Annotated in this window: 23 protein-coding genes; 10 read left to right on the plus strand and 13 right to left on the minus strand. The window is 64.0% G+C overall.

Features of this window, described 5'->3' with window-relative positions; translation table 11 throughout:
• Positions 1–391: 391 nt before the first annotated feature.
• From AC0SZ7_RS21680 to AC0SZ7_RS21700, 5 genes are all read right to left on the minus strand, one after another.
• Entirely contained in the window at positions 392–1210 is an 819-nt protein-coding gene (locus tag AC0SZ7_RS21680; RefSeq protein WP_475506293.1) for an OmpA family protein, read from the minus strand.
• On the minus strand, positions 1207–1560 hold the full coding sequence (locus tag AC0SZ7_RS21685) for a DUF4398 domain-containing protein (RefSeq protein WP_475506294.1): 354 nt from the start codon (positions 1558–1560) through the stop codon (positions 1207–1209). Before AC0SZ7_RS21685 ends, AC0SZ7_RS21680 begins: the two co-directional genes overlap by 4 nt.
• 9 nt (positions 1561–1569) lie before the next feature.
• The gene (locus tag AC0SZ7_RS21690; RefSeq protein ID WP_475506295.1) at positions 1570–2403 is read right to left on the minus strand and encodes a substrate-binding periplasmic protein; all 834 of its coding nucleotides are present in this window, start codon (positions 2401–2403) and stop codon (positions 1570–1572) included.
• A 76-nt stretch (positions 2404–2479) separates the two neighbouring features.
• Complete coding sequence (locus AC0SZ7_RS21695; protein ID WP_416423261.1) at positions 2480–3409, minus strand: electron transfer flavoprotein subunit alpha/FixB family protein; 930 nt, start codon at positions 3407–3409, stop codon at positions 2480–2482.
• Positions 3410–4159 (minus strand): electron transfer flavoprotein subunit beta/FixA family protein, encoded by a 750-nt coding sequence (locus tag AC0SZ7_RS21700; RefSeq protein ID WP_475506296.1) that lies wholly within the window; start codon positions 4157–4159, stop codon positions 3410–3412.
• Here AC0SZ7_RS21700 and AC0SZ7_RS21705 point away from each other — a divergent pair.
• From AC0SZ7_RS21705 to AC0SZ7_RS21715, 3 genes are all read left to right on the plus strand, one after another.
• A complete protein-coding gene (locus AC0SZ7_RS21705) occupies positions 4158–4289 on the plus strand; it encodes a hypothetical protein (protein WP_475506297.1) in 132 nt (43 codons plus the stop codon). The genes AC0SZ7_RS21700 and AC0SZ7_RS21705 overlap by 2 nt on opposite strands.
• Before the next feature lie 396 nt (positions 4290–4685).
• Positions 4686–6350 carry an electron transfer flavoprotein-ubiquinone oxidoreductase gene (locus AC0SZ7_RS21710; protein WP_475506298.1) on the plus strand — a complete coding sequence of 555 codons (1665 nt, stop codon included), beginning with the start codon at positions 4686–4688 and terminating at the stop codon, positions 6348–6350.
• Positions 6351–6511: 161 nt separating this feature from the next.
• Positions 6512–6736 (plus strand): hypothetical protein, encoded by a 225-nt coding sequence (locus AC0SZ7_RS21715; RefSeq protein ID WP_416423258.1) that lies wholly within the window; start codon positions 6512–6514, stop codon positions 6734–6736.
• A gap of 12 nt (positions 6737–6748) precedes the next feature.
• Here the strand turns inward: AC0SZ7_RS21715 and AC0SZ7_RS21720 are convergent, their stop codons facing one another.
• Positions 6749–7633: a LysR family transcriptional regulator gene (locus AC0SZ7_RS21720; protein WP_475506299.1), complete on the minus strand. Its 885-nt coding sequence runs from the start codon at positions 7631–7633 to the stop codon at positions 6749–6751.
• A 108-nt stretch (positions 7634–7741) separates the two neighbouring features.
• Between AC0SZ7_RS21720 and argC the strand changes: the two genes are divergently transcribed.
• The 5 genes from argC to AC0SZ7_RS21745 all read left to right on the plus strand — a co-directional run bounded on the left by argC (position 7742) and on the right by AC0SZ7_RS21745 (position 15646).
• On the plus strand, positions 7742–8662 hold the full coding sequence (gene argC / locus AC0SZ7_RS21725; protein ID WP_475506300.1) for an N-acetyl-gamma-glutamyl-phosphate reductase: 921 nt from the start codon (positions 7742–7744) through the stop codon (positions 8660–8662).
• A gap of 229 nt (positions 8663–8891) precedes the next feature.
• Complete coding sequence (locus AC0SZ7_RS21730; RefSeq protein WP_475506301.1) at positions 8892–10346, plus strand: DUF3375 domain-containing protein; 1455 nt, start codon at positions 8892–8894, stop codon at positions 10344–10346.
• On the plus strand, positions 10343–11086 hold the full coding sequence (locus AC0SZ7_RS21735; protein WP_475506302.1) for a DUF4194 domain-containing protein: 744 nt from the start codon (positions 10343–10345) through the stop codon (positions 11084–11086). The genes AC0SZ7_RS21730 and AC0SZ7_RS21735 overlap by 4 nt, the downstream gene beginning before the upstream one ends.
• Positions 11079–14459, plus strand: coding sequence for an ATP-binding protein (locus AC0SZ7_RS21740; RefSeq protein ID WP_475506303.1), 3381 nt, complete (start codon positions 11079–11081; stop codon positions 14457–14459). Before AC0SZ7_RS21735 ends, AC0SZ7_RS21740 begins: the two co-directional genes overlap by 8 nt.
• Positions 14456–15646 carry a Wadjet anti-phage system protein JetD domain-containing protein gene (locus tag AC0SZ7_RS21745; RefSeq protein WP_475506304.1) on the plus strand — a complete coding sequence of 397 codons (1191 nt, stop codon included), beginning with the start codon at positions 14456–14458 and terminating at the stop codon, positions 15644–15646. The genes AC0SZ7_RS21740 and AC0SZ7_RS21745 overlap by 4 nt, the downstream gene beginning before the upstream one ends.
• 7 nt (positions 15647–15653) lie before the next feature.
• Here AC0SZ7_RS21745 and AC0SZ7_RS21750 read toward each other — a convergent pair whose 3' ends face one another.
• On the minus strand, positions 15654–16544 hold the full coding sequence (locus AC0SZ7_RS21750) for a DMT family transporter (RefSeq protein WP_475506305.1): 891 nt from the start codon (positions 16542–16544) through the stop codon (positions 15654–15656).
• Between the two features lie 132 nt (positions 16545–16676).
• On the opposite strand from AC0SZ7_RS21750, the gene AC0SZ7_RS21755 reads away from it, so the two are divergent.
• Entirely contained in the window at positions 16677–17114 is a 438-nt protein-coding gene (locus AC0SZ7_RS21755) for an Lrp/AsnC family transcriptional regulator (protein WP_416423250.1), read from the plus strand.
• On the opposite strand, the gene AC0SZ7_RS21760 is transcribed toward AC0SZ7_RS21755, so the two are convergent.
• Positions 17071–17373 carry a type II toxin-antitoxin system HicB family antitoxin gene (locus tag AC0SZ7_RS21760; RefSeq protein WP_475506306.1) on the minus strand — a complete coding sequence of 101 codons (303 nt, stop codon included), beginning with the start codon at positions 17371–17373 and terminating at the stop codon, positions 17071–17073. The genes AC0SZ7_RS21755 and AC0SZ7_RS21760 overlap by 44 nt on opposite strands.
• Positions 17370–17714, minus strand: coding sequence for a DUF6124 family protein (locus AC0SZ7_RS21765; RefSeq protein ID WP_475506307.1), 345 nt, complete (start codon positions 17712–17714; stop codon positions 17370–17372). Before AC0SZ7_RS21765 ends, AC0SZ7_RS21760 begins: the two co-directional genes overlap by 4 nt.
• A 406-nt stretch (positions 17715–18120) precedes the next feature.
• Between AC0SZ7_RS21765 and AC0SZ7_RS21770 the strand changes: the two genes are divergently transcribed.
• Positions 18121–18318, plus strand: coding sequence for a hypothetical protein (locus AC0SZ7_RS21770; protein ID WP_475506308.1), 198 nt, complete (start codon positions 18121–18123; stop codon positions 18316–18318).
• A 272-nt stretch (positions 18319–18590) separates the two neighbouring features.
• On the opposite strand, the gene AC0SZ7_RS21775 is transcribed toward AC0SZ7_RS21770, so the two are convergent.
• From AC0SZ7_RS21775 to AC0SZ7_RS21790, 4 genes are all read right to left on the minus strand, one after another.
• A complete protein-coding gene (locus AC0SZ7_RS21775; protein WP_475506309.1) occupies positions 18591–19391 on the minus strand; it encodes an IclR family transcriptional regulator in 801 nt (266 codons plus the stop codon).
• Positions 19392–19455: 64 nt separating this feature from the next.
• Positions 19456–20766 carry an MFS transporter gene (locus tag AC0SZ7_RS21780; RefSeq protein WP_475506310.1) on the minus strand — a complete coding sequence of 437 codons (1311 nt, stop codon included), beginning with the start codon at positions 20764–20766 and terminating at the stop codon, positions 19456–19458.
• Positions 20767–20887: 121 nt separating this feature from the next.
• A complete protein-coding gene (gene dgoD, locus AC0SZ7_RS21785) occupies positions 20888–22036 on the minus strand; it encodes a galactonate dehydratase (RefSeq protein WP_475506311.1) in 1149 nt (382 codons plus the stop codon).
• Between the two features lie 38 nt (positions 22037–22074).
• The gene (locus AC0SZ7_RS21790) at positions 22075–22695 is read right to left on the minus strand and encodes a 2-dehydro-3-deoxy-6-phosphogalactonate aldolase (protein WP_475506312.1); all 621 of its coding nucleotides are present in this window, start codon (positions 22693–22695) and stop codon (positions 22075–22077) included.

Consider the following 22695-nt stretch of genomic DNA (forward strand, 5'->3'; position numbering starts at 1 on the left):
GTTGCGCGAATGCGAGGGGATTGTACTGCACCCGTAGCAGCAACTGACTTGAAACGGCGTCGTCTGCAACGCGGCCAAGGCCGGCTGTTACGCCGTACGTGGTAGGAGCCGGCCTTGGCCGCGATGCAGGCGCCGCGATAGACGAGGTAAACGGGGCCCGTAGCAGCGGCCGTAGGCCGCGTCCGCAGCCGCCGCGCATTGGCGGGCATACCCCGCCGCAGCCGGACGCAGCCTGCGGCAGCTGCTACGCGGGTTCGGTGTAGCCGCTGCCGAATCCACGCTGAAAATCTTCGGTGCACGCCGGGGCCAGCGCAGCCTGGCGGCAGCGGCTACAGCAATTGCACACAACGCACACGTAACAGCGGCCGCCAGGCCGCTGTTACGGGCTGGTTCAGCGGGCGGCGCCGAGCACACCCTTCTCGTCGGAGAACACGATCTCGACACGGCGGTTCATCGCCCTGCCCCGCTCCGAAGCGTTGGCTTCCACCGGGTACTGGTCGCCGTAACCCTGCACCTGGACGCGCTTGTCGTCGATACCCAGGTCCACCAGGGTGTCGGCCACGGTCTGCGCGCGGTCCTTGGAGAGCTCCAGGTTGAAGTCGCTGTCGCCGGTGTTGTCGGTGTAACCCTCGATACGCACCACGCGCTTGGGGTTGAGCTGCAGGAACTGCACCAGCTTGAGGATCATGCGGTTGGCCGACGGCTTGAGGTCCGCCTCGCCGCTGTCGAACAGCACGTCGCCGAGGGTCAGCACCAGGCCGCGGTCGGTCTCGGTGGTGGCCATGCTGACGAACTGCTCTTCAAGCGCCTTGCCCTGCTGCTGCACGCTATTGAGCTTGGATTCGCGCAGGGCCAGCTGCAACCGTTGGCGCTCCAGGTCCTGCTTGGCGAGCTTTTCCTTGTTCAGCACCAGCTGGGTGTGCTCACGGGCGATTTCGCTGTAGCGCTGGCTCAGGTAGGCGTACTGGGCCACATCGTCACCGCTGCCCCAGTAGCTGGCCAGGCGCTCGGCCCGCGACAGCGATTCGCCGGCGCGAATCACGTCGCGTGGCGCACTGCGCAGCACATCGGCGTCGTCCTTGACCTTCTGGAAGCTGGCGGTGGCCTGCTGCAAGGTTACCGCCGGTGCGCCCGAATGGCTGGCACAGCCGAACAGCCCCAGGCAGCCCAGGGCAAGCAGGCCGCCGCCCACGCGTGTAGACAGGCTCATTGCACTTCCCCCAGTTGCTTGTGCAGGCGCACGATACGGGTGTTCACCTGGGTCAGCTGCTCCTGGCTCTTTTCGGTCAGCACACGGGCCTCGGCCAGGCGCGCGTCCAGCTCGGCCTGTTCGGCCAGCAGGCGGGCCTGGCGGTACGACTGGGCGCCATTGGCGGCCTGGGCACTGGCCAGTTTGTCGCTGGCCAGCTTCATTTCATCAACCTCGTCGGTGGCACCCACGGCACGCGCCTGGTCCACGGCCTGTTCGGTCAGGCGCAGTTGCTCGACGGGGGCCGGGTCGCTGGCACATCCGGCCAGGGCCAGCACCGCCGCAACGGCGGTCAAAGCTTGAATTCTCACACGGATTCCCTACTGGTTTGGGGCACTGACCGGTTGCAGCACACGCGGTTGCTGCAAGCTCGCCTTCCAACGTTCGACATTGCGTTGCAACACCGCCTCGGCTTGGCCGGACGCGGGCAATTCTGTCATCTTTTTCGCCAGCTGTCCGCGCAGCCACGGGTCATTGCAGGCCGAATTGTGCGACAGCGCCAGGTACAGGCCCGGGCGGTCCAGCGGTGTCTCGTGGGCCACCACGTCATTGCCCAGCCCCAGGGTCTGCGACACCGCCTGGCCGGCGTAGCGCCCTGCCACCACATACTCGACCTTGCCCAGCATCAGTTGCTGGAAGGCCACGGTCAGCGACTCGGCGGCAACGAGGCTCAGGTTCTCGTCGGCGAAGCGCTTGAACGAGGCGCCCAGCCGCGCCCGCGCCGACACCGCGCCGGCATGGCCGTGCAGGTCGCCCACGGTGTGATAGACCATGGGCGCGGCCTTGCGGGTCCACACCAGGTAGTCGTTGAGCGCCATGCGCGGGTGGATGTAGTCCAGGGTTTCCAGCTGGTCGAAGGCCATGGGCGCATCCACCAGCAGGTCCATGCGCCCGCTGCGCACCTCTTCCAGGGCCTGGGAGCGACGGCCGCTGTACAGCACGTCGATCTTGATGCCCAGCTCGTCGCCAATACGCTTGAGTTGATCGACGTTGGCGCCGATCAGGTGCGTGGGGTCGTCCGGGTCACGCCACGAGAAGGGCTGCGCGTCCGGGCTGCCGGTGGCGACCAGGCGCTCGCAGGTGCCAGCGGCGCTGGCCAGGGTGGGTAGCAATAACGTCAGTGCCCAGGCGCCCAACAGCAAGGGTCGCTTCATGTTTAATCCTTCAACGTCCACACATAAAAAAAGCCCGGTCACAGGACCGGGCTCTTTTATAAGTGAAGCCGCCGGATCAGACCAGCTTTTCCAACTCGGGTACCGCTTCGAACAGGTCAGCCACCAGGCCGTAGTCGGCGACCTGGAAGATCGGCGCCTCTTCGTCCTTGTTGATCGCAACGATCACCTTGGAGTCCTTCATGCCCGCCAGGTGCTGGATCGCGCCGGAGATACCGACGGCGATGTACAGCTGTGGCGCAACGATCTTGCCGGTCTGGCCGACCTGCATGTCGTTGGGCACGAAGCCTGCGTCCACTGCGGCGCGCGAGGCACCCACGGCGGCGCCCAGCTTGTCGGCCAGGGCGTACAGGTGCTTGAAGTTGTCGCCGTTCTGCATGCCGCGGCCGCCGGAAACGACGATCTTGGCAGCGGTCAGCTCAGGGCGGTCGGACTTGGCCAGCTCTTCGCCGACGAACGCCGACTTGCCAGCGTCATGGGCAGCGCCCACGGCTTCGATGGCAGCCGAACCACCTTCGGCGGCAACGGCGTCGAAGCCGGTGGCGCGTACGGTGATGACCTTGATGGCAGCGTTCGATTGCACGGTGGCAATGGCGTTGCCGGCGTAGATCGGACGCTTGAAGGTGTCAGCCGATTCCACCGAGATGATCTCGGAGATCTGGTCGACGTCCAGCTGGGCAGCAACGCGCGGCAGCACGTTCTTGCCGTTCGAGGTAGCCGGGGCCAGCACGTGGCTGTAGGCCTTGGCCAGCTCGACCACCAGCGGGGCAACGTTTTCCGGCAGGAAGTGCGCGTAGGCAGCGTTGTCGGCCACCAGCACTTTCGCCACGCCGGCAATCTTGGCGGCAGCTTCAGCCACGGCGCCAACGCCCTGGCCGGCAACCAGCACATGCACATCACCACCGATTTTCGCGGCAGCTGCGACGGTGTTCAGGGTAGCCGGGGCTACAGCACCATTCTCGTGTTCAGCGATAACCAGGATAGTCATTTAGATTACCTTCGCTTCGTTTTTCAGTTTCTCGACCAGTTCTGCAACCGACTTGACCTTGATGCCGGCGCTGCGGGCAGCTGGGGCTTCAACCTTGATGGTCTTGTTGGTGGAAGCCACGGAAACCCCCAGGGCGTCCGGGGTGACGGTTTCCAGCGGCTTCTTCTTGGCCTTCATGATGTTAGGCAGCGATGCATAACGAGGCTCGTTCAGACGCAGGTCGGTGGTGACGATGGCTGGCAGGTGCAGCGCAACGGTCTGCAGGCCGCCGTCGATTTCACGGGTGACATTGACCTTGTCGCCGGCCACTTCCACCTTGGAGGCGAAGGTGCCCTGGCCGAAGCCGGTCAGTGCCGCCAGCATCTGGCCGGTCTGGTTGTTGTCGCTGTCGATGGCCTGCTTGCCCAGGATCACCAGCTGAGGCTGTTCCTTGTCGACAACGGCCTTGAGCAGCTTGGCCACGGCCAGGGAGTTCAGTTCTTCGGCGGTTTCCACCAGGATGGCGCGGTCGGCGCCCAGGGCCAGGGCGGTACGCAGTTGTTCCTGCGCGGTGCTCGGCCCAATGGTGACGACGACGATTTCAGACGCAACGCCTTTTTCTTTCAGACGCACAGCCTCTTCCACGGCGATTTCGCAGAAGGGGTTCATGGACATCTTGACGTTGGCGAGATCAACGCCGGAGTTGTCCGCTTTGACACGGACCTTGACGTTGTAGTCGACCACTCGTTTGACAGCTACAAGAACCTTCATGGATTCCTCGTTACTCTCCGGTGAAAAGAATGTCGCCCGGGCAGGCCAGGCGATGCTCAGTGGGCACAAGGGCACCTTTAAAAACGACGGCGAGCTCGCACAATTTACCTTTACCCCCTTGTTTCAATGACTTACCGGCAAAACCGGGGCAGTCACGGGCGGTGGCGACGTGTAAACTCCACACCCAGGGGCAAGGCATGCCTGCGCGGCTCTGGCCTGGCTTTTAGAGATGCTCTTGCAGCCTCAGGACAACCTGCGGCAAATGCAAAACCGCCCGTATCTTGACCGCTACGCCCGGACCGGTCAACAACCGGAACCCGCCAGTCATGCCGCTTCCCCCCACGAATTTACTGGCCTGGGGCAAATTCAAACAAACGTTTGTATTGGACCCTGCCAGTGGTGTAGATATAATGCGCGGCCAAAGAGATTGCCTGGAGTGCGTCCACGGGAGCGCTTCATCGCCCCCGACGCCGGATAAGCGCAACGCCATTAGAAAAAACTGTGAGCCTTGAGTAGGAGAGAACCTGTGGAACGCGAATACATGGAATTCGACGTGGTCATCGTCGGGGCCGGCCCCGCTGGCCTGTCCGCCGCCTGCCGCCTGAAGCAGAAAGCTGCTGAAGCCGGCCAGGAAATCAGCGTCTGCGTGGTGGAAAAAGGCTCCGAAGTGGGCGCCCACATTCTCTCCGGCGCAGTGTTCGAACCCCGCGCGCTGAACGAGCTGTTCCCGGACTGGAAAGAGCTTGGCGCGCCGCTGAACACCCCGGTCAAGCGCGATGACATCTACGTGCTGAAAAACGCCGAGAGCGCCAGCAAGGTGCCCGGCGCGTTCGTGCCCAAGACCATGCACAACGAAGGCAACTACATCATATCCCTGGGCAACCTGTGCCGCTGGCTGGCCCAGCAGGCCGAGAACCTGGGCGTGGAAGTGTACCCAGGCTTCGCCGCCCAGGAAGCGCTGATCGACGAAAACGGCGCCGTGCGCGGCATTCTTACCGGCGACATGGGCGTGGACCGCGAAGGCCAGCCGAAAGACGGCATGTACACCCCCGGCATGGAACTGCGTGGCAAGTACACGCTGTTCGCCGAAGGCTGCCGCGGCCACATCGGCAAGCAACTGATCAAGCGCTTCAACCTGGACAGCGACGCCGACGCCCAGCACTACGGCATCGGTCTGAAGGAAATCTGGGAAGTCGACCCGGCCAAGCACGAGCAGGGCCTGGTGGTGCACACCGCCGGCTGGCCGATGGACATCATGGGCACCGAGAACACCGGTGGCTCGTTCCTCTACCACCTGGAAAACAACCAGGTCGTGGTCGGCCTGATCGTCGACCTGTCCTACGGCAACCCGTACCTGTCGCCGTTCGACGAGTTCCAGCGCCTCAAGCACCACCCGGTCATCAGCCAGTACCTGGAAGGCGGCAAGCGCATCAGCTACGGCGCCCGCGCCATCTGCAAGGGCGGCCTGAACTCGCTGCCGAAAATGGTCTTCAACGGCGGCGCACTGATCGGCTGCGACCTGGGCACCCTGAACTTCGCCAAGATCAAGGGCAGCCACACCGCCATGAAGTCCGGCATGCTGGCCGCCGACGCGGTGGCCGAGAAACTGCTGGCCGGTGCCGAGGGCGGCGACCTGCTGACCGGTTATGTCGACGGTTTCAAGGCCAGCTGGCTGTATGAAGAACTGTTCGCCAGCCGCAACTTCGGCCCGGCCATCCACAAGTGGGGCGCGGTGCTGGGCGGCGCCTTCAACTACATCGACCAGAACATCTTCGGCGGCAAGATCCCCTTCACCCTGCACGACACCAAGCCGGACTACGCGTGCATGAAGCTGGCGAAGGACTCGAAGAAAATCGACTATCCGAAACCCGACGGCAAGCTGAGCTTCGACAAGCTGAGCTCGGTATTCCTCTCCAGCACCAACCATGAAGAGGAACAACCCTGCCACCTGAAGCTGAAAGACCCGAGCATCCCGATCAGCACCAACCTGCCGCTCTACGATGAACCGGCGCAGCGCTACTGCCCGGCCGGCGTGTATGAGGTGATCACCAAGGAAGACGGCGAGAAGCGCTTCCAGATCAACGCCCAGAACTGCGTGCACTGCAAGACCTGCGACATCAAGGACCCTTCGCAGAACATCACCTGGGTAACCCCGGAAGGCGGCGGCGGCCCGACTTACCCGAACATGTAACCCTGCCAGGATATGGCGCCATGACATCATTCGTGTCAGGCGCCATACACCGCCGAAATGCTTCCGATACCCGAATTTACTGGAGTTCGCCCCGCCCCTGCCGATAGAAAAGGCATCAGGGCAGTGAGTGAATCACGGCCTTCAGTATCGGAGTCATTACCATGCACATCGAACGCCTGGGCACCATCCAGGACGACCTGGAACACACCGCCGCCCACCTGGAAGCGCTGTCGCGCATGCTGCAGGGCCACGCGCTGTTCCTGCGCCACTCCACCTACGCCGACAACTCCGCCGACATCGACTACATCGAACGCCACCTCAGCGGCCTGGCAGCTTCGGTAACCGACCTGCGCGGCGTGGCCCGCAACATCGCCAAGGTCGCCTGACCCGCCACACCGCTACTCCACCTGCAACGCCCACAACACTTCCAGCACATGCCGGGTCGGCTTTTCGACTTCACCGGCACGATGAACGATGCCCAGCTGGCGGGACAATTCGGGCTGCAGCGGCCGCATCAGCATGCGCGCGTCCGGCAGCGACGTGGACGCCTCGTGGGGCAGCAACGTGGCGCCGTAGCCAGCGGCCACGAGGCTCTTGATGGCATCGTTGTAGTTGAGCTGGATACGCGGCGCGGGCTGCTGGCCGTCGCTGGCGAACCATTCGGCGGTGAGGCGCGACAACCGCGTGGTGCTGTCGTTGAGAATCAGCGGCTGCGCGGCCAGCCACGCTGGCGTGACCACTGCAGGCACTTCCCACGCCGCTGGCAGGAATGCCATCACCGGGTCGCGGCGCCAGGGCTGTATCTGCACGCCCTTCACCGGCAACTGTGGCAAGGCAATCAAGCCGATATCCAGGGTGCCGGCGGTCAGTTGGCGCAGGGTTTCCTGGGACGTCAGCACCGCCACCTGCACATCGATGCCAGGGTGGCGCTGGCCCAGGGTTTCCAGGGCCTGGGGCAACAACTGCGCAATCGCCCCGGTAGACGCCCCCAGCCGTACCCGGCCCGCCAGCCCCTGCACCTGGCGCTGCACGTCTTCCAGCGCCTGCTGCGCATCCAGCAACAGCCGCCGCGCACGCTCCACCAGGGTCTCGCCGATGGCGGTGGGCAGCACCCGCCCCCGCGCCCGCGACAACAACGCCCCGCCCACGCGCGCCTCCAGGTCGGCGATGTGCAGGCTGACCGTGGGCGGCGCCAGGTTCAGCGCTCGTGCCGCTTCCGCGAACGAGCCAAGGTCGGCGATCACCACCAGGGTACGCAGGCGGTCCAGACTGATTTCACGCATGGCTTGCAACCTTCAGAAAAACTGAACATGGCCGTTGCCAAATTCAACTTTCCCTATGCTACGCCGGGATTGAAGATAGGGGCAGTCACTTCTTGCGAGCAGCGAAACATGAGCACCCCACTGATTTTCATCGACGGCGACCAGGGCACCACCGGCCTGCAGATCCACCAACGGCTACGGCACCGCACCGACCTGCAACTGCTGCGCCTGGATCCGTGTTTTCGCAAGGACCCGCAACACCGCGCCGAAGCAATCAACGCCTGCGACCTGGCCATTTTGTGCCTGCCGGACGACGCCGCCCGCGAGGCCGTCGCCAGCATCCACAACCCGTCGGTGCGGGTAATCGACGCCAGCTCCGCCCACCGCACCCAGACCGGCTGGACCTACGGCTTCGCCGAAATGGGCAGCGCCCAGGCCCAGACCATCCGCGCCGCCAAGCGCGTCAGCAACCCGGGTTGCTACCCCACCGGCGCCATCGGGCTGCTGCGCCCGCTGCTGCAGGCCGGGCTGCTGCCGGCGGACTACCCAATCAGCATCAACGCGGTGTCGGGCTATTCGGGCAAGGGCCGCGCCGGGGTGGACGAATACGAAGGCGAGAACGCCACCCAGGCGCCGCCGTTCCAGGTCTACGGTCTGGGCCTGAGCCACAAGCACGTGCCGGAAATCGCCCAGCACAGCGGCCTGCTGCACCGCCCAGTGTTCGTGCCGGCATACGGCGCGTTTCGCCAGGGCATCGTGCTGACCATCCCGCTGCAACTGCACCTGCTCAAGGCTACTGCGCAACAGCTGCACCAGTGCCTGGCCGACCACTACGCAGGCCAACGCCACGTCAGCGTCATGCCGCTGGCCGACAGCAAGGCCCTCAGCCTGCTGGACCCGCAGGTGCTGAACGGCACCGACGACCTGCGCCTGATGGTCTTCGAACACGGCCAGCAAGTGCTGCTGGCGGCCGTCTTCGACAACCTCGGCAAAGGCGCCGCAGGTGCGGCCGTGCAAAACCTCAACCTGATGATCAACCAAATCCCGTAGCAGCTGCCGCAGGCGGCGTCTTGCACCCGGTGTAGCACCAGGCACACCACGGCGTGCAAGACGCGGCCTTGCGGCCGCTGCTACAGGGGCGCACGCTTGGGTTTCGTAACACCTCTCGGAAATTTCTCCGTACCACTTAATCGTTCTCCTACATCGTCACCCCAAAGGCTGGTCCATAGTTGCGGTTGCAGCGCACTTTTTGCCTTGGCAATCACGATAGGGAACGACCATGTCCGTGCATGAGCAGCAAGCCCGGTATCGAAGACTGTTTTCCGAACACGCCGCCTGGCGATTGCTGCACGCGGATAATGCCCCCATCATCCTGGCGTTCATCAATGACCTGTTCCACGAAGACCGCGAAGTGCCTTTCGGCAAGGCGCGGGTGGCGCTGGAAACAGAGCTGCCCCTGTGGCAGGAGCTGTATGGCCTGCAGGACAATGCCGGTATCCACCTGCGCAACTGGATTCACGCCGGCTGGCTGCGTGAACACGATGACCGGCTAACCCGCACCGACGCCTTCGAACTGGCCATGCGCTTCGCGCAAAGCCTCGAACACCGCGACAGCAGCGCCACCGCCTCGCACCTGCGCATCGTGCAGGACGCCGTGCGCGACCTGGCCACCGCGCTGAGCCCGGACCCCAAGGAGCGCATTACCCTGCTGGAGGCTCGCCGCCACGAGCTGGACCTGCAAATAGAGCAGCTGCGGCGGGGCGAACTGACCCAACTCAACGACGCCGAACAACGCGAACGCATCCGTGGCCTGTACCACCTGGCCGCCGTGCTGACCGGTGATTTCCGCCGCCTCGAAGACGAGATCCGCCAACTCGACCAGACCCTGCGCGTGCGCATGATCGAATCCGAGTCGGGCCGCGGCGAGGTGGTGGACGCCTTGCTCAAGCACGAAGATCAACTGCTGCAAACTGATGCTGGCCGGGCCTTCGATGGCTTCTATCGGCTGTTGTGCGACCAGAACCGCATCGTCGAATTCCGCGAGCAGATCCGCTCGATTCTGGCGCGGCCCGCCGCGCACCACCTGGAACGCGACGAACTCCGCTACCTCGGCCATCTGGTACGGGAGCTGAGCAAGGAAAGCGAGCGAATATTCCTGGTACGGCGCCGTACCGAGGAAAGCCTGCGGGCCTTCGTCGAAAGTGGCGCACAGCAGGAACGCCGCGCGGTGGAACGCACCTTGCGTCAGCTCGAACGGCTGGCGGTGGGGTTCAAGGAACTGGACATCAACTTCCGCCAGCCCATCGCCCTTCACATTCCCACCGGTGGTTTCAAGGTGCGCTCGCCTTCCAGCCTGCACCTGCGCTTGCCGGAAGAGCGCGTGGACACCAGCGGTGTGGCCGCCACCCGCAACGCCACCGCAGCAAGCCAGGGCATGCTTGCCCACCTCGACAGCGTCAAAGTGCTGGAACTGGCAGAAGCGCTAAGGGCCCTGCTCGCCCGCCACGGCCCCTTGTCGGTTGCCCAGGTGGCCGCGCACCGCCCGCTCACCAGCGGCCTGGAAGAACTGGTGGCCTACGTGCGAATCGCCAAGGCCACCAAGGCCGTGGAGCTGGATGCCTGCGAAAGCGTGGGCGTCACCGATCGGACAGGCCACCGCATCAACGTACGGGTGCCTTACTTATTGATGGCCGCCGACAACTTTCCCGACAAGCCGGAGGACCTGGGTTTATGAGCCAGGAAGAAAAAAACCTGCAGGGCTCGTCGCTGTTCGACCGCTTTCGACCCGCCGAAGCGGAAGATGAATCGCCCCTTGACGCCGCGGATGAGCCCGCTGCAACGCAGCAGGCGCAGGGCCAGGCCGATAGCGAGATGCCAGTGGAAGCCCGCCGGGCAATGGTCCTGCTGTTGCGCCAGGGCGTGGTCATGGCCAGCCAGAAGCGCCTGGCCTATGAAGCACTGTGCCTGCATGAACCTGCCATTACCCAGCACCTGGCGCGGATGTTCCTGCACCTGATCCTCGACCGCCGCGCGGGCATCGCCATCCTCCTGCAGCAGGACGACGACATCGACGACACCGACAGCGACGAGCAGTACTCGATGGTCAACAAGCGCACCCTGACCCTGTACGACACCTTGCTGCTGCTGGTGCTGCGCAAGTACTACCAGGAGCGTGAAACCGCCGGCGAACAGCGCATCATCATCGCCACCGAGCAGATCGAAGCCTTGATGACGCCGTTCCTGCCGTTGACCCAAAGCACCCGCGGCGAGCGCCGCACATTGAGTGGCGCGACCAAATTCCTGCTCGACAAGCGCCTGATCAGCAACGTGCGCGGTGACAACGACCGTTTCGAAGTGACCCCGGTTATTCGCTACGTGGTGAATGCCGACTTCCTGGACCGCCTGCTGGCCGAATACCAGCGCCTGACGGGCCCCGATGCCGCAGCACCTGCCGAGGAAAATAACGATGAATGAGCATGATGCCGTGCAGCCCGGTGATTTGTTCGGCACCGGGCAGATCCGCCTGGCCGAGCTTTCGGTCTATAACTGGGGCTCGTTCCATGGCCTGCACACCGCGCTGATCAACCCTGAAGGCACCCTGATCACCGGCGACAACGGCGCCGGGAAATCGACCCTGATCGACGGCCTGATGGCATTGCTGCTGCCGCCCAGCAAAGCCTCGTTCAACATCGCCGCGGCCCAGGGCGACCGCACCGACCGCACGCTGATGTCGTACATCCGCGGCAACTACGGCAAGGTGCATGACGGCAACGAAACCGCCTCGCTGCTCAAGCGCCCTGGCGCCACCGCCAGCGCACTGCGGGCCTGCTACAAGGGCGACGACGGCTCCGAGATAGTGCTGGCCACGCTGTTCTGGACCACCCAGGCAACCAATGCGGCAGACAGCCTGAAACGCCTGTTCATCATCGGCAAGCGCCCTGTCACCCTGGAAGAAATACTGCATCAATTTGGCGAGGGCGATGTTCGGGCACTCAAGCAACACCTTGGCGAGGTACCAGGGCTTGAGTGGTTTGCCACGTTTACCGAATACCAGGAAGCCTTCACACGGCTGCTGCGCATGGAAAACCGCAACGCCCCCGCCCTGCTGTCGCGGGCATTGGGGCTGAAGAAAATCGACGACCTGACCGGGCTGATACGCGATCTGGTGCTGGAGCCCAGCAGCGTCAAGGAGCATGCCGGGCTGGCGGTGCGCGAGTTTGACGACCTGGTAAGCATCCACCGTGAATTGACTGAAGCCCGCAGGCAGCGCGATGCCCTGGCGCGCCTGCCGCAGGTCAGCAATGACCTTGCCGAGGCGAGGCTGCAACTGGTCGCCCTGACCAGAGAAGCGGTGGCGCTGCCCATCTATTTTGCAGAGCAATGCCACCGTTTGTGGAGCATTCGGCTTGCTGACCTGGAGGCACAACTGGCCCGGTTGGTGGCGCAGCAACACCAATTGGACAACCAATTGGTGGACGCCGACGAGCGCGTGCAGATGCTTTATCACGCCTACCAGTCCCAGGGCGGCGAGCGGCTGGAGGGGCTCAAGCGCGACGTGCAGCAAGCCCGCCAGCGCTTCGGCGACACCCAGCGCAACGCCGTGCACTACCAGGAAACCTTGCGCGCGCTGGGCCAGGCCGACGCCTTGGGCGCGGACAGTTTCCAACAGCATCAGGCCAGGGCACAGGCTTTCGTCAGCGACTATCCGGCCCAGCGCGAAGCCAGCCAGGACGGTTTCGCCGACGCGGCCAGCCAAATGGCCACCGCGCGCGAACAGGCGAAGTCGCTGGCCACACACATCGTCGAGCTCAAGGCACGGCCCAACTCCAACATGGACCCTGCGTACCAGCGGCTTCGCGACGAACTGGCGGGCAGCCTGCAGCTGGAGGCCAGCCGCCTGCCCTTCGTCGGCGAGTTGCTGGACGTGCGTGAAGAACATGCGCCCTGGCGCGGCGCCATCGAGCGGGCGCTGGGCGGCCTGCGCACCACCCTGCTGGTGGACGGCGAGCACTTTCGCCTGGTAACCCGTTGGCTCAACAGCCGGCACACCGGCCTGCATGTCCGCGTTCAGGTAGTGGGCCAAGCCGGGGCCGCCGCGCAGTTCAAGCCCGACGGCTATCTGCGCAAGCTGGAATGGAGCGCCCACGCCTACCGGGACTGGCTGAAACACCACCTGGCACGTTTCGACCTGCACTGCGTGGACAGCACGGAACAGCTGGATGAAACCCCCTTCTCCATGACCATCAAGGGCCTGGTGCACCTGGACAAGGGCAGGTTCGAGAAGAAAGACCAGCAGGCCATCGACAACCCCCGGAACTGGTGCCTGGGCTTCAACAACCACGCGCGGCTGCAGGCGCTGGAAGCCGATGAAGCAGCCCTGCAGGCGCAGCTGCAAGCGTTGAACCAACGGGTGGCCGGCGCGCGTGCTGCCATGGATGCATTGGCTGAAACCAACGCCTGCTGGGAAACCATTGCCGCCACCACCTGGGCGTCCGTGGACGTGCTGTCCAGCCAGCAGCGCATGGAAACGCTGGCCGCCGACCTGCTGGCCCTGGAAGACCCACGCAGCGAGCTGGGGTTGGCCAAGGCGCAGTGGCAGAAGTCCCTTGACGCGCGCGACGCCCTTCGCGCCGAGAAAGCGTCTACCGGCACGAGCATCGGCAGCGCCACCACACAACGCGACGAGGCCAGGCGCCAGCTTGTGAACCTGTCAGGCATTGTCCAGGCAGGCATCACCGATGATGTCCGCGACATCCTCACGCAACGCATCGGCTCGTTGCCGATGGCTTCACTGGACGATGCCACCCGCCTTGAACGAGAGCAGCGTGCAGCCCTCGACAAGGCCAGGGAAAAGACCGCCGCCTGCGAACTGACCGCGTCGAATGAAGCCAGCAGCATCGTCGCCACGTTCAAGAGCCAATGGCCGCTCATCGCCAACGACTGGGTAAGCGGCACCGAGGGCCTGGGCGAGTACCTGGACTACCTCGGCCACCTGGAAAACGAAGGCTTGCCCGAACTGGTGGAGCGCTTCCGCGAACGCCTCAACCGCAACGCCACGCAGTCGCTGGCGCAGATACGCCAAGCCATCGACGCTGAACGCGAGGACATTCGCGACCGCATCGACACGATCAACAACGTGCTCCAACGTACCGAGTTCAGGCAGGGCAGCCACCTGCGCCTGGGCAGCAGAAGCGAGCTTTTCGACCATGTGAAGGCGTTCAACCAGCAACTCACCAGCGTGCTGGCACGCGCCGGCAGTGATGACCACGACGCCCGCTTCCAGCAACTGCAAGAGCTGATCACCACGTTGCAGAAAGCCACCCAACCCGCCACGTCGGGCACCATGGAGAGCCTGCGCCTGCTCGACTCGCGCTACCAGCTGTCGTTCTTTGCCGAAGAGATCGACAAGGCCGATGGGTCGATTCGCGATGTATTGGATTCGTCCAGCGGCAAGTCCGGGGGCGAGAAGGAATCGTTCGCCGGCACCATCGTGGCGGCCAGCCTGGCGTACGTCCTGACCCCGGACGGCTGCCACCAGCCCATCTATTGCACTGTGTTCCTCGACGAGGCCTTTTCCAATACGGCCGAGGCCGTGAGCCGCAGGGTGTTGAAGGTATTCAAGGAGCTGCGCATCCACGTCAACCTCATTACGCCCTATAAAAACCTCAACCTTGCGCGTGAGTCGGCGCGTTCGCTGCTGATTGCAGAGCGCGACCCGCTCAGCCATGAAAGCCGGCTGTGCGAGATGACCTGGGAGGAAATCGACCAGCAACAGGCGCAGCACCGTGCGGCAAAGGCAGAAGCCGACGCCGCGGCGCTGGGCATCGAGCCGGAGTTGACTGAATGACTACGTGGGGAAAGATGCCCGAGCAGGTCATCGAACATTTAGCCCGGGTGGAGTGGCAGCATCCCACCAGGCTGCGCGAGCGCCTGGAAGGCAAGCGCAAGTTTCCGATCGTGTGCAAGCTCAACCCACCGTCCGGCTCCCTCGCCCTGGCCGACATCAGGCAGTTTCATGCCTACATCAACGCCTGGCGCAGTTGGCCCTGGCCAGACCTTGTCACCTGGGCGAACCGCAGCTTCCGCCAGTTGGGCGAATGTGAAGTCCCCGTGGTGGTGCGCATCGGCTCGGTACAACAACTGATCACGGTGCTGGGCGATGACGCCATCGCCCGCAGCAAGGCGTGGGAGGTGCGCCTTGAACCACTGCTGGCGCTGGATGAAAACCTTTATCCTGCGCTGATCAGGCAACTGGTTGCACTGGAACGGCTGACGGTCGAAGACGTGCGGTTGCTGGCAGCGGTCATTCCCCAGCTGCAGCGCGGGCTTGGCCACGGGCGTTACCTGCGCGCCATCCCCCTGGTGGGCGTCGACACCAAGTTCGTGGAGCTCAACCAGGCGCTGATCGTTGCCTTGCTGGACCAACGCCACGGGCAGCAGGTGTCTGCACAGGGCGGCCTGGAAGCATGGCTGGGGTGCCGGCCCACCCCCTCGAACTGGCTCACGGTAAAACCCTTGTGCGCAACGGCCAGGGTCAGGCTGGCGGGGCTCGGCCTGTTGAAATTGCCATTGGAGCAGTTGCTTGAATACCCGCTGCCTGCCAGCAACATCCTCGTCGTGGAAAACCTGCAGGCAGGGTACGAACTGCCCGAGCTGCCAGACACCATTGCGGTCTGTGGCGGCGGCGCCAATACCGCATGGCTGCGGGCGCCCTGGCTTGAGGGCAAACGCATCGGCTACTGGGGCGACCTGGACACCTGGGGCTTCAAGCTGCTGGCCGATGCCCGGCGCCATCAGCCTCACGTCCAGGCGCTGTTGATGGACAGCGAAACGCTTGCGCGCCATCGCCAGCGCGGCTGCGCCGAACCCGCCCCGGCACAGATGCCCACTACGGGCCTGTGCGCCGCCGAGCGTGCAACGTTCGACTGCCTGCGCAACGGCCAACTGGGCATTGGCAGGCTGGAGCAGGAGCGCCTGTCACAGGACTGGGTACACCGCGCCCTCAGGCAGTGGGCAGCATCGGCTGGAGACTGATGTGCACTCAGTGCGCATTGGCCCGCCGGGCAAGGCGTATGCCCCAGCCCTGCTGCATCCCCGCGGCGGCCAGCAGAATGGCCGCCACACCCACCCATTGCAGGGCATCCAGGCGATGCCCGAACGCAAACCAATCGACGAAAATGGCCACGATCGGGTAGATGAAACTCAAGGCCCCGGTCAACGCCGTCGGCAGTTTCTGGATAGCGCCATACAGCAACACATACATCAGGCCGGTGTGCACCATGCCCAGCGTCAGCAGGGCGCCCCAACCGTGCAGTTCATGGGGAAACGCCGACAGATCCGCCAGCGGCGCCAGCAGCAACGCGCCGGTGCTGACCTGCACCAGTGCGATCAAATGCGGCGGCACGCCCTTCAGGCGCTTGATGATCAGCGCGGCGATGGCATACAGCGCCGCCGCCCCCAGTGCCATGACAATGCCCATCAGGTAATCGCCACCGCCCTGCCCGCCATGGGCGCTGACGATGGCCAGCATGCCGGCGAAGGAAACCGCCAGCCAGAACAGTTTCTGCGCGGTGATTTTCTCGCCCAGGAACAGCGCTCCCAACCCGACCAGCATGAACGGCTGCACGTTGTACACCGCCGTGCCAATGGCGATCGACGCCCGCGAGTACGAACCGAACAACAGCAGCCAGTTGCCGACAATGGCCACGCCGCTGAGCACCGCCAGCAGCAAGGTCGTGCGGGTCAGCAAACCAGGCCGCAAAAAGCCCATGGCCGCGCACACCACCAACAGCGTCAGCGCGCCGAACACGCAGCGCCAGAACACCACGTCCAGCACCGGCTGCCCCGAAAGCATCACCAGCCAGCCGATGGTGCCGGAAATCAACATGGCCGCGACCATTTCCAGGGTGCCGCGCCGCAGTGAATTGTCCATCTACATTCTCCTTTGCAATGGGCAATATTATGCTCGGCGCCCGCGCGCGGATTCCATGAAAAAAGCAAGGTGAAGTGGCCACTCAGGCTTTACTATCAAGGCATTCGGCAGCTTTTGCCTAAGGAGCGAAACATGACTGATGACATCGACCAGCGCCTTATCGCCGCCCTGATGGAAGACTCGCGCCGCTCGCTCAAGGCCCTGGCGCAACTAACCGGCCTGTCCGCCCCCAGCGTTGCCGAGCGCCTGCGCAAACTGGAAGAACGCGGCGTGCTCAAGGGCTACACCGTCGAAGTCGACCCCAAGGCCTTCGGCTACCAGCTGCAAGCCATCGTCCGCATCCGCCCGCTGCCGGGGCAACTGCAGGTGGTGGAACGGCAGATCCAGCAGATCGCGCAGTTCACCGAATGCGACAAGGTCACCGGCGACGACTGCTTCATCGCCCGGTTGCATGTACGCAGCATCGAGGAGCTGGACACGGTATTGGATGGCCTGAACGCCTATGCGGAAACCAATACCGCGATCATCAAGAAGAGCCCGGTGAAGCGGCGGTTGCCGCCGATGGGGTAAGGCAGGCGTCGACCTCGACCCAGGCCCATAACCCACCATAGAAATCCGGATTGGCAAGGTGTTCACTCAGGCATCGGGGTATGGGGATCGGCTCCCCTTCGAGCACCAGACCTTCAAAATGAAACACAAGTGACTGCCTGGTACTTTCCAAGGCCAAAGCAACAGTGGACCCGGCTGAAAAACAGCCGGGCACATCAGGCACCGTGACCCCATACCCGGAACTTTGATCGTCCCGGTGCAAGACCACGGCAAATTTCACTGCGGCAAGGAGCGAGACGCTCCTCTCAGCAAAGCGTCGATCAGCCCCTTGGCACCCTCGATAGAGTGCAACGTCGCCCAAAGCAACCCCCGCTGCGAAAGATCAGGACCATCACACATCTCATAGGCCGTCGCTTCAGCGCATTGCAGCAGCAACGACACCTGCGCCAGCACATCTTCAGACGACAACCCTGCTTGAACGGCAAAAAACGGCGTGTCATCAGCACCGCGAGCGCCGAAGGGAAACACAGCTGTGCAAACCTCGTCGCTCTCTGATGCCAAGGCCGTCCTGGTTGATTCCGCGGGATTGTTTACCGGTAAATCGAATGATTCCGTGCTCATGAAAACGTCCGTCTTGATTGGTTTTTCCACCACCCCGCCCTTCGAAAAGCATGGGTGGCGGACCGCACGGTGTTCGAAGTCGGACCCTTCAGTCAAAACGGAAGCCAATGGGCCCGCACCGTACAGCCCGCCATTAAGCGCAACCGATGCGAGGTTAGCATCGACTGTACCCAGATGGATGTACTTGCGTCGTTTTGATGAAGCTCCGGCTTCGACACCGGGCACTGAATGACAGTGCGGAAGGGAGGCTAGCGATTGCAACGTGAGTTGTATGTAGGATTTTTCGCCAGTTAAGCGTCGAAATAGCGCCAAACTCCACCGAAACAAATAGACACCATGCAAAGGCACAAACGCTTCGCCAAGCAGAACCCAGGATGGGAAACTCCATGTCCAGGAGGGACTACCAATGCCGATAACAACGCTACTGAAATTTTTCGGAATACTCGATGAGAAAGACGCCTACATGAGAGCAAAAGGCGGTTCCCATAGCTTACGCCTGGTAGGTCGCAGCATGCTCAAGGTCAATGTGGAGGAAATTTACGCGTCGGCAAGCTATCAGCAAGCCCAGGCAATGGCCGACCGAATTATCAAGAACCGCAACTGAAATGGGATTGCTATTGATACTGCCGATCCTGGTCAGCGGGTATCTGGTATCACCGGGATAAAGACGCTCTGCACGTGACGCTTTCAACCGCCTATCCCGCTCAAGATGGAATCAGAGTCATCTTGAGGGAAGAGAACATAGCAACGGCGAGCCGATGGAGCGCTGTTCACTGGGAAAGCGGCTCGAAACGCAGTAGGCGTCACACCGAAAACGCAAATCGCAGAAGCGTGAGACGAAAGCAGCAAGCCTGACGCTGTCCTGTCTCCAACGACTTAACCGCCCCCCACCTCAGCCGATATCCCCGCCGCCGCCTTCTGCACCACCGCCACCAACCCTTCCATCTTCTCCAGCGACATGTACGGCACCGTGCTGGCCACGCTGATCGCTGCCACGATGCGTTTGCTGGCATCGCGAATGGGCGCTGCCACGCAGCGGATGGAGGGCTCGTTGTCTTCCAGGTCGAAGGCGTAGCCGCCCTTGGCGTAGGCCTGCATGCGCGCGTGCACCTGCTCCCAGGTCTGCTCGGGGTGGTTGGGCCACAACGCGTTGTGGCCGGCAGCGGGCAGGCTGATTTCGTACAGGTGGTGCCACTCGGCGGGCGAGGCGTCCAGCAGCAGCGCCTTGCCGATGCCGGTGCGCGCCAGCGGCATGCGGTGGCCGACCCGCGAGCGCATTTCCGGGCCGTTGCGGCCGGGGGTCTTGTGCAGGTACAGCACGTCGTCGCCGTCGCGCACCGCCAGGTGGATGGTATCGCCGGTCAGGCGCGACAGCTCGTCCAGGTACGGCGCGGCAAGCATCACCAGCGGCACTTCCTCGCGGGCCTGGAAACCCAGTTCGATCAGCTTGGGGCCCAGCAGGTAACCCACCTGGGGCAGCACGCGCAGGTAGCGTTCGTCCACCAGGGCGCTGGCCAGGCGGTGGGTGGTGCTGCGGGTGGTGCCGACGTGCCGGGCTATTTCCTTGAGGTCGCGGGCGCCATCGGCCACTGCCTGAATCACGGCCAGGCCGCGCATCAGGGTTTGCGTGCCGGCGGGGGCGGCCTCCTTGGCCTGCGGGGTGACGTCGTCCTGCATGGGCAAATCCTGTAATGAGTACGTGAGCAGGCGCATTATGTGCGCCCGCTCCCGCCTGTGCCAGTCACAGCTGGATGCGTTCGACCTTGCCGACCAGCACGATGTACGACAGCGCGCCCAGCAACGCCATCACCGCGATGTAGGTGATGGCCGGCGCGAACGAATCGCCGCTGGCCAGGAAGCCGATGGCGATGGGCGTGGTGATCGCCGACAGATTGCCGATGAAGTTGAACACCCCGCCGGTCAGCCCCAGCAGGCGCGCCGGGGCCAGGGTGGAAACCAGCGACCAGGTGATCGACGCCAAACCATTGCCGAAGAACGCCACTGCCAGGCAGGCGATCACCACCGCCGTCGACTCGGCGTAGTTGGCGCCGATGATGCAGGTGCTGATCAGCAGGCCGCCAATGATCGGCAGCTTGCGCGCCAGGCCGATGCTGGCGCCACGGCGAATCAGCCAGTCGGAGAAGAACCCCGAGCACAGCACGCCGACGAACGCCGCCAGAAACGGCAGCGAAGCGAGCATGCCGGACTTGATGAAGTCCATGCCGCGGTATTTCACCAGGTAGGTGGGGAACCAGGTCAGGAAGAACCACAGCGTCGAGTTGAGGCAGTACTGGCCCAGGTAGATGCCCCACAGTTTGCGTTTGCTGAGCACGATGCCCAGGTCAGCCCTGCTGAAACCGGGCTTGGCCGCGCGCGCCGAGGACTGCATGTCCACCAGGCCGCCACCTTCGCTGATCAACTCGATTTCAGCGCCGTTGGCGCCCTTGAAGTCACGCGGCTCGCGATACACCGCGTACCACACCACGGCCCAGGCAATGCCCAGCACGCCGGTGGCGACGAACACCATGTGCCAGCCGAAAGCATGCTGCAGCCAGGCCAGCACCGGCGTCAGGAACGCCAGGCCAACGAACTGCCCCGAGGTGTAGAAACCGATGGCGGTGGCGCGCTCGCGCTCCGGGAACCAGGTGGTGACCACGCGGCTGTTGATAGGGTACGCCGGAGCTTCCAGCGCGCCCACGGCCATGCGCAGCACGAACAGGGCGATGAAGCTGCCGGCGAAACCGAGCATGACCGTGGCCACCGACCACAGCGCCAGGGCAACGCTGTAGAGAATGCGCGGCGGCACCCGGTCCACCAGCCAGCCGCCGGGGATCTGCATGGCCGCGTAGGTCCAGCCGAAGGCAGAGAACACCAGGCCCACGTGCACCGGGTCGATGCCAAGGTCGCTGGTCAGCGCCGGGGCGGCGATGGACAGGTTGCTGCGGTCCAGGTAGTTGATGACCACCGTGATGAACAGCAGCACCATGATGAAGAAGCGCTTGCGGCTGGGCGTGGCCAGGGCCGCCTGCGCAGGGAGAGTCTGGGTGTGCATGGGATACATGCCTCGTTCTTATTGTTTGGCCTGTGGGAGCTGGCTTGCCAGCGAGCTGTTGAGGCCCAAAAACTCGCTGGCAAGCCAGCTCCCACCGTAAATCGCAGCTACAGGTGGCGGGTTACCATTCGGCGAAGCTGCCGTCGGCGTGGCGCCAGATCGGGTTGCGCCAGCGGTGGCCCACGGCGGCGCGCTCCTTGACGTACTCTTCGTTGATCTCGATGCCCAGGCCCGGGCCGTTGGGGATCTTCACGAAGCCGTTGTCGTAGTCGAACACCTCGGGGCGCTTGACGTAGTCGAGCAGGTCGTTGCTTTCGTTGTAGTGAATGCCCAGGCTCTGCTCCTGGATGAACGCGTTGTAGCAGGCGGCGTCCAGCTGCAGGCACGCCGCCAGGGCGATCGGGCCCAGCGGGCAGTGCAGCGCCAGCGCCACGTCATAGGCCTCGGCCATGTTGGCGATCTTGCGCGTCTCGGTGATACCGCCAGCGTGGGAGGCATCCGGCTGAATGATGTCGACGTAGCCTTCGCTGAGCACGCGCTTGAAGTCCCAACGCGAGAACAGCCGCTCGCCCAGGGCGATGGGCGTGCTGGTCAGCGGCGCCAGTTCCTTGAGTGCCTCGTAGTTTTCGCTGAGCACCGGCTCCTCGATGAACATCAGCTTGTACGGGTCCAGCTCTTTCATCAGCACCTTGGCCATGGGCTTGTGCACGCGGCCATGGAAGTCGACGCCGATGCCGACGTTGGGCCCCACTGCGTCACGCACGGCGGCGACGTTGGCCAGGCACAGGTCGACCTTGTCGAAGGTGTCGATGAACTGCAGCTCTTCGGTGCCGTTCATTTTCACCGCGGTGAAGCCACGGTCCACCGCGTCGCGGGCGGCCTTGGCGGTGTCGGCCGGGCGGTCGCCGCCGATCCACGAATACACGCGAATGCGGTCACGCACCTGGCCACCCAGCAGGTCGCTCACCGACACGCCCAGGGCCTTGCCCTTGATGTCCCACAGCGCCTGGTCGATACCGGCCAGGGCGCTCATGTGGATGGCGCCGCCGCGGTAGAAGCCGCCGCGGTACAGCACGGTCCAGATGTCCTCGATGTTGCGTGGGTCCTTGCCGATCAGGTAGTCGGACAACTCCTCGACGGCGGCCGCCACCGTGTGCGCGCGGCCTTCCACCACGGGCTCGCCCCAGCCGGTCACGCCCTCGTCGGTCTCGACTTTCAGGAAGCACCAGCGCGGCGGCACGATAAAGGTGGTCAATTTGGTGATTTTCATCGCTTGTCTCTCTTGTCGATGTTTTTAGTCGCAACGAATCAGTGCAGGCGTTTCCAGGCGGCCACGTAGGCCTTGGCCCGGGCGCCGACGTCGGCGGCGCTCATGCCCGGCTTGAACAGCCCCGAACCCAGGCCAAAACCCTGGACCCCGGCCTCGACGAACGGCGCCATGTTGTCCGGGCTGATGCCACCCACCGGAATCAGCGCGGTACCCTTGGGCAGCACCGCCAGCAGCGCCTTCACCACGCCAGGGTTGAGCATCTCGGCGGGGAACAGTTTCAAGGCGTCCGCGCCCTCCTCCAGTGCCGCGAAGGCCTCGGTGGGCGTGACCACGCCGGGCGACAGGTACAGGCCGGCGGCCTTGGCTGCGCGCAACACCTTGGCGTCGCTGTGGGGCATGACGATCAACTGGCCACCGGCGGCCTTGACCTGCTGCACCTGCTCGGCGGTGAGCACCGTGCCGGCGCCAATCACGCAATCGGCCGGCAGGCTGTCACGCAGAATGCGAATGCTGTCGTAGGGGCTGGGGGAATTGAGCGGCACCTCGATGACGCGAAAACCTTCGGCATACAGCACCTGGCCAATGGCCTGGGCTTCATCGGGGCGAAGGCCGCGCAGGATGGCGATCAGGCCGTTGGCGGCGAGCGCTTGCTTGAGCAT

The organism is Pseudomonas sp. JC1203, assembly GCF_056175065.1.